This is a genomic window from Mesorhizobium sp. P5_C1, from assembly GCF_054049815.1.
In genome coordinates, this window is sequence record NZ_JBFULQ010000327.1 from 1 (window position 1) to 6348 (window position 6348).

At 63.4% G+C, this 6348-nt stretch carries 4 protein-coding genes; 3 read left to right on the forward strand and 1 reads right to left on the reverse strand.

The window, feature by feature from the left end:
• On the reverse strand, positions 1–523 hold a 523-nt coding region (locus ACXJ7R_RS21980), incomplete at its 3' end, for an SDR family NAD(P)-dependent oxidoreductase (RefSeq protein WP_457153690.1).
• 158 nt (positions 524–681) lie between these two features.
• Here ACXJ7R_RS21980 and ACXJ7R_RS21985 point away from each other — a divergent pair.
• The 3 genes from ACXJ7R_RS21985 to ACXJ7R_RS21995 form a co-directional block, all read left to right on the forward strand.
• Positions 682–897: a hypothetical protein gene (locus ACXJ7R_RS21985; RefSeq protein WP_457153691.1), complete on the forward strand. Its 216-nt coding sequence runs from the start codon at positions 682–684 to the stop codon at positions 895–897.
• 80 nt (positions 898–977) lie between these two features.
• On the forward strand, positions 978–4787 hold the full coding sequence (gene metH, locus ACXJ7R_RS21990) for a methionine synthase (protein WP_457153692.1): 3810 nt from the start codon (positions 978–980) through the stop codon (positions 4785–4787).
• Positions 4788–4965: 178 nt separating this feature from the next.
• Positions 4966–6348 (forward strand): multicopper oxidase family protein (locus ACXJ7R_RS21995; protein WP_457153693.1); only part of this gene is annotated, 1383 nt, incomplete at its 3' end.

A 6348-nucleotide genomic window follows, 5' to 3' on the forward strand; every position in this document is an offset into this window, starting at 1 on the left:
GGCAACGCGTCAAATGGTTGATCGCCGCCTTGCTCATGCAGTAGATCGCCTCGCCCTTCAGCGTCACCGTGCCGGCCTGCGAGCTGATGTTGATGATGCGCCCGGATTTCTGCGCGATCATCAGCCTTCCGACCGCCTGGGTGGTGAAGAACGTGCCCTTGAGGTTGACGTTCACCGTCAGGTCGAAATCCTCCTCGGTGACGTTTTCGGCCAGGTTTTCCGGCCCAAGCCCGACATTGTTGACCAGCACGTCGATGCGGCCGAAGGCGGTGTGCGCCTCGGCGACGGCCTTTCGCACCGTGGCGAGGTCGGTCAAATCCATCTGTACGGCAAGCGCCCGCCTGCCCAAACTCTCGATCTCGGCGACCAGTTCCGCCCCGTCGGCCTTGCTGCGCACGCCGACGATCATGTCGGCCCCCGACCCGGCACAGGCCAGCGCACAGGCGCGGCCGATGCCGCGCGAGGCGCCGGTGACCAGCGCCACCTTGCCGGTCAGATCGAACTTTGGTGTGAACTCTGTCATCGCAACCTCCCCTGAAGGTTTTCGGGCCGAAACTGCACGGATAAGTCACGACCTTTACGCTGAACACTATCCGCTCGCGGCGTGAAAGCCAGCCGGCATCTGAAGACAGCTCAAGACAAGAACACGGCTTGCCCCCCGGACTTGACAGGCTGTGCGGCGTGCTGGCCGATCTCGGCGCTGTCCGCAAGGAGAAGGCGATGGCTGAGGAAGCCGTCGCCGCATGCCAGGACGCGCTCGTTATCTTCCCGGACCGCAATATGGACGATCTCACCGCCGGTTCGGAAAAAAATAACGCCGAAGCGCTAGCCTTGCTGGCCGCACTGCACCGACGCAGCGATTTCCCTCGGGAGCCAGGCGATTGCAACGACGCGTGACATAGTCGATCGCTTGTCGTATATTGACATAAAGATATCCTTATGTGACATGAATAGGCTTGTCGCCAAAGGGATAAAAAATGTCGCAGAATTCTGCATCGCTGGACGCATTGTTCGGCCCCGTTGCGGCAAAGCCCGACGGTTCGGAAGTGCTTGCGGCGCTGACGGCGGCAGCGCGCGAACGCATCCTCATCCTCGACGGCGCCATGGGCACGCAGATCCAGGGCCTTGGGTTCGACGAGGGCCAGTTTCGCGGCGAGGCCTTCGCGGGCTGCGCCTGCCACCAGCAAGGCAACAACGACCTTTTGATCCTGACCCAGCCCGGGGCGATCGAGGAAATCCACTATCAGTACGCCATGGCAGGCGCCGACATCCTCGAGACCAACACCTTCTCCTCGACCTCGATCGCCCAGGCTGACTACGGCATGGAGGATGCCGTCTATGCGTTGAACCGCGACGGGGCGCGGCTGGTGCGCCGCGCAGCGCTGAGGGCGCAGCAGCAGGACGGCAAACGCCGTTTCGTCGCCGGCGCCCTGGGGCCGACCAACCGAACGGCGTCGATGTCGCCGGACGTCAACAACCCCGGCTATCGCGCCGTGACTTTCGACGATCTGCGTCTCGCCTATGGCGAACAGTTGCGCGGGTTGATCGACGGCGGCGCCGACATCATCCTGATCGAGACCATCTTCGACACGCTGAACGCCAAGGCGGCGATCTTCGCCTGCAACGAGATCTTCATCGAGAAGGGCGTGCACCTGCCGGTGATGATCTCCGGCACCATCACAGACCTGTCCGGCCGCACGCTGTCCGGCCAGACGCCTACGGCCTTCTGGCATTCTGTGCGTCACGCCAGCCCGTTCACCATCGGCCTTAACTGCGCGCTCGGCGCCAAGGCCATGCGTGCGCATCTGGCCGAGATTTCAGGCGTCGCCAACACGTTCACCTGTGCCTATCCGAATGCCGGCCTGCCCAACGAATTCGGCCGGTATGACGAGAGCCCGGAATTCATGGCCGCGCAGATCGAGGATTTCGCCCGCGAGGGGCTGGTCAATGTCGTCGGCGGCTGCTGCGGCTCGACGCCGGATCACATCCGGGCGATCGCCGAGGCGGTGCGGAAATATCCGCCGCGCGCCATCCCCGAGATCGAGCCGAAGATGCGCCTGTCCGGGCTGGAGCCGTTCACGCTGACCGACGAGATTGCGTTCGTCAATGTCGGCGAGCGGACCAACGTCACGGGGTCGGCCAGGTTCCGCAAGCTGATCACGGCGGGCGACTATGCCGCCGCGCTCGACGTGGCGCGCGACCAGGTCGCCAACGGCGCCCAGATCATCGACATCAACATGGACGAGGGGCTGATCGATTCGAAGAAGGCGATGGTCAGTTATCTCAACCTGGTCGCCGCCGAGCCGGACATCGCCCGCGTCCCGGTGATGGTCGACAGTTCGAAATGGGAGATCATCGAGGCCGGCCTGAAATGCGTTCAGGGCAAGCCGCTGGTCAACTCCATCTCGATGAAGGAAGGCGAGGAGGCGTTCCTGCATCATGCCAGGCTGGTGCGCGCCTATGGCGCGGCCGTGGTCGTCATGGCCTTCGACGAGGACGGCCAGGCCGACACCAAAGCGCGCAAGGTCGAGATCTGCACCCGCGCCTACAAGCTCCTGACCGAACAGGCCGGCTTTCCGCCGGAGGACATCGTCTTCGACCCCAACGTCTTCGCCATCGCCACCGGCATAGAGCAGCACGACAATTACGGCGTCGACTTCATCGAGGCGACCGGCGRGATCACCGCGACGCTGCCGCATGTCCATATCTCAGGCGGCGTGTCGAACCTCTCCTTCTCGTTCCGCGGCAACGAGCCGGTGCGCGAGGCGATGCACGCYGTGTTCCTCTACCACGCCATCCAGCGCGGCATGGACATGGGCATCGTCAATGCCGGCCAGCTTGCGGTCTACGATACGATCGAACCGGAACTGCGCGAGGCCTGCGAGGATGTCGTGCTCAACCGCGTGCCCAAGGCCGGCGGCACCGCCACCGAACGMATGCTGGAGATCGCCGAACGCTTCAAGGGCACGGCGGGCCAGGAGGCCAGGGAGCGCGATCTCGCCTGGCGCGAATTGCCGGTCGAGCAGCGGATCAGCCATGCGCTGGTTAACGGCATCACCGAGTTCATCGATGCCGATACCGAGGAAGCGCGGCTGGCGGCCGAGCGCCCGCTGCATGTCATCGAAGGGCCGCTGATGGCCGGCATGAATGTCGTCGGCGACCTGTTCGGCGCGGGAAAAATGTTCCTGCCACAAGTGGTGAAGTCCGCGCGGGTGATGAAACAAGCGGTCGCAGGACTATTGCCGCACATGGAGGCCGAGAAGCTGGCGAACGCCGCCAATGGCATCGACAATGGCGAACGCCAGACGGCGGGCAAGATCCTGATGGCGACGGTCAAGGGCGATGTCCACGACATCGGCAAGAACATCGTCGGCGTGGTGCTCGCCTGCAACAACTACGAGATCATCGATCTCGGCGTCATGGTGCCGGCGGCCAAGATCCTGCAGACGGCGCGCGAGCAGCACGTTGACATCATCGGTCTGTCCGGCCTGATCACGCCGTCGCTCGACGAGATGGCGCACATGGCCGCCGAGATGGAGCGCGAGGGTTTCGACATTCCGCTGCTGATCGGCGGCGCGACGACCAGTCGCGTGCACACGGCGGTGAAGATCCACCCGCGCTATACCAGGGGTCAGACCGTCTATGTCACCGATGCCAGCCGGGCGGTCGGCGTGGTCTCGTCCTTGCTGTCGAACGAGACCAAGGGCGGCTATGTCGACGCGGTGCGCGCCGAATACAAGAAGGTCGCCGATGCGCATGCCCGCTCCGAAGCCGACAAGCTGCGGCTGCCGCTGGCCAAGGCGAGAGCCAACGCACACCGGATCGACTGGGCGAGCTACGAGCCGCCAAAGCCGTCCTTCACAGGCGTGAAGGTCTTTGAGAACTGGGACCTCGCCGAACTCGCGCGCTACATCGACTGGACGCCATTCTTCCAGACCTGGGAGTTGAAGGGGCGTTATCCCAAGATCCTCGAAGACGAGGCGCAGGGTCCCGCCGCTCGCCAGCTTTTCGAAGATGCACAGGCGATGCTGAAGAAGATCATCGCCGAAAAATGGTTCGCGCCACGCGGCGTCATTGGCTTCTGGCCGGCCAATGCCGTCGGCGACGATATCAAATTGTTCACGGAAGAAGCGCGCTCACAGGAACTGGCGACCTTCTTCACCTTGCGCCAGCAACTGACCAAGCGCGACGGCAAGGCCAATGTCGCGCTGTCGGATTTCGTCGCTCCGTCGGACAGTGGCAAGCCCGATTATATAGGCGGCTTCATCGTCACCGCCGGCATCGAGGAGGTGGCGATCGCCGAACGGTTCGAGCGGGCGAACGACGACTATTCCTCGATCATGGTCAAGGCCTTGGCCGATCGCTTCGCCGAGGCCTACGCCGAGCGCATACATGAGAAAGTGCGCCAGGAGTTCTGGGGCTACGCGGCAGACGAGAAGCTGGCGCCAGACGAACTGATCGGCGAGCCCTATCGCGGTATCCGTCCGGCGCCCGGCTATCCGGCGCAACCCGACCACACCGAGAAGGCGACGCTCTTCCGGCTGCTCGACGGCGAAGGCAATGCGGGGGTGAGCCTGACCGAAAGCTATGCGATGTGGCCGGGCTCGTCTGTGTCGGGGATCTATCTGTCGCATCCCGAAAGCTATTATTTCGGCGTCGCCAAGGTCGAACGCGACCAGGTCGAGGACTACGCACGCCGCAAGGCCATGCCGTTGGCCGAGGTCGAGCGCTGGCTCGGACCCATCCTCAACTATGTTCCGGCGCACCATGCCGAGGCGGCTGAATAGCGCGGCAAGGTCTGTCGCCTTTTCGCTCTGACAGTCGGTGTGAACGGGACTCAGGCGCAGGTGTTTTGACTCTGGTTCACACTGTGCCGTCAACAGAATTTGCTCTGGTTGCCGGCTTGTGATCCATGGCGTGGCGGTTACACCTTCGGGGTAGCCGTCTTTGTAGTTGGAGCGCCAAATGACTGTCCTCACACGCCGTAGGCTTTTGAAAACGGCAGCGATTGCCGGCGCCGGCGGGGTAGGGCTCTCGGCCATGGGCAGGTTTGCTGGCTGGGCCGCTGCCGGGCCTGAGCCGGTGGTGCTGGAGACGGCCAAAATCCAGGCGAAGCTGATGGATGTCGGCCAGACCAGGGATGTGCTGAGCTATGGCAACGCCGGAATGCCGCCGGTACTCAGGATGAAAAAGGGCCAGCCCTTCGCCGCGCGGCTTGTCAATGCGATCGACGATCCGACGACGATCCATTGGCACGGCATTCGCGTGCCGAACAAGATGGATGGCGTGCCGTTTCTGGTCCAGCCCTATGTCTATACCGGTGATCATTTCGACTACGCCTTCACGCCGCCCGACGCCGGCACGTTCTGGTACCACCCGCACTGCAACACGCTGACCCAGATGGGCCACGGCCTGACGGGGGTAATCGTGGTCGAAAACCCCGGCGATCCGACATTCGATGCCGAGATGGTCCTCAATCTGCGCGACTGGCGGCTCGGCGACGACGGCCAGTTCATCGACCAGTTCCGGCCGCGCGATGCCGCAAGAACCGGCACCTACGGCACCGTGCGTACCGCCAACTGGCTCGATCAGCCCCAATATGACGCGCCGGCTGGCGGGCTGGTGCGGCTCAGGGTCGCCATCACCGACGTCACGCGGATCTATGCTTTTCTCGTCGACGGCGCGGAGGCCACCGTCATGGCGCTTGACGGCAATCCGGTCCCGCAGCGTTTTGCTCCCGATGCTCTGCTGCTTGGACCCGGCCAGCGCATGGAGCTGGCCATCCGCATGCCCGACGACGAGGGCGCGATTGTCAGCCTGCGAGACGTCAGGGGCACCAAGCCCAAGGTGCTCGCGACCCTGCGCGCGACTGGAAGCTCGCTCAAGCGCGACATTCGTGATGTTGCACCCCTCGAGGTCAATCCGGTGGCGGAGGTGGATCTCACCGCCGCCCAGCATATTTCGCTGGCGCTCAGCGCCACGGCGGAAAACGTCCCGAGCGATGGCATCTGCGGTTCGCTTGGCTACAGTTTCTGGGCCATCAACAAGGTGCCGTGRCCAGGCGATACGCCCGATCCAACCGCGCCATTGGCCGAACTGAAGCTCGGCAAAAGCTATGTCATCGACATGGAGAACCTGACGCCGCAATCCCATCCGATGCATCTGCACGGCATGAGTTTCAAGGTGTTGTCGTCCTCGACTCGCCAGGTTCAGCCGCTGATTTCGGACACCTATCTTATCCAGCCCAACGAGAAGGTGAGCCTGGGCTTCGTCGCCGACAATCTCGGCGACTGGCTGCTGCACTGCCACATCATCGAGCACCAGAAATCGGGAATGACGAGCTATGTC